The following is a 709-nucleotide window of genomic DNA, read 5'->3' as shown; positions in this document are numbered from 1 at the left end:
AGTGAATCCAACATGGGTGAAAATGCACGAAATGGTTCAGGGAATTATTCAGCTTTTGGACCCACAGATTCAAACCAAGTCCTTGAGGATTCTCAATGAGATGCCGGAAGAGTTAACACTTTATCTGGACCATGACTTGATTGAGGTGGTGTTGCGAAATATTTTGGGTAATGCGGTGAAGTTTTCCCCAGAAAATGGCGAGATCAGAATTAAATTTGAAATCACTGAAAAAGAACTCATTTGGTGCGTTTCTGACCAAGGAAAGGGAATGAGCGAGGAAGAGATCGATCAAATTTTAGAATCTAATTATACCATAACCCGATCAAAACCAGGTACACAGCAGGAAAAAGGTTCTGGTCTCGGTCTTCAGGTTTGTAAGGAGTTTGTACGAATGAGCGATGGAAATCTAAGTATCAAATCACATGTGGGCAGAGGAACTCAAGTTCTTGTCAAATTTCCTGTTCACATTTTAAGGAATCAGTCGGAGACGATCAGTAGTTAAGCAATTTTTTAAGGGGATCGGAGCTTTCAAGATTCCTAGCCTAACCATAGTTTCCATCGCAGCTTCAAATTCGGAGATAGAAATTTCCGGAGTTTGAGCCCAAACCGTTTGGGCTAGCCATTGAGAAACATCGGTCTGATTCAAATCATAAAATGTCGCAATGTTCTTAACCGTTTCGGTAGAACTTTTCAATAATTTGCTTTTTTC

General features: G+C 40.2%; 1 protein-coding gene and 1 pseudogene. One reads left to right on the top strand and one right to left on the bottom strand.

Annotation, left to right across the window (positions count from 1 at the left end; translation table 11 throughout):
- A partial coding sequence (locus tag Q0L00_RS19610; protein WP_297338589.1) for an ATP-binding protein occupies positions 1 to 502 on the top strand: 502 nt, incomplete at its 5' end.
- On the opposite strand, the pseudogene Q0L00_RS19605 reads toward Q0L00_RS19610, so the two are convergent.
- Positions 470 to 709 (bottom strand): annotated as a pseudogene (locus Q0L00_RS19605) (ABC transporter substrate-binding protein); the annotation flags it as partial. The gene Q0L00_RS19610 and the pseudogene Q0L00_RS19605 sit on opposite strands and share 33 nt — an antisense overlap.

The sequence above is a fragment of the Algoriphagus sp. genome (genome assembly GCF_024305035.1).
Lineage (GTDB): Bacteria > Bacteroidota > Bacteroidia > Cytophagales > Cyclobacteriaceae > Algoriphagus.
This window is presented reverse-complemented; position numbering and strand designations above follow the sequence as displayed.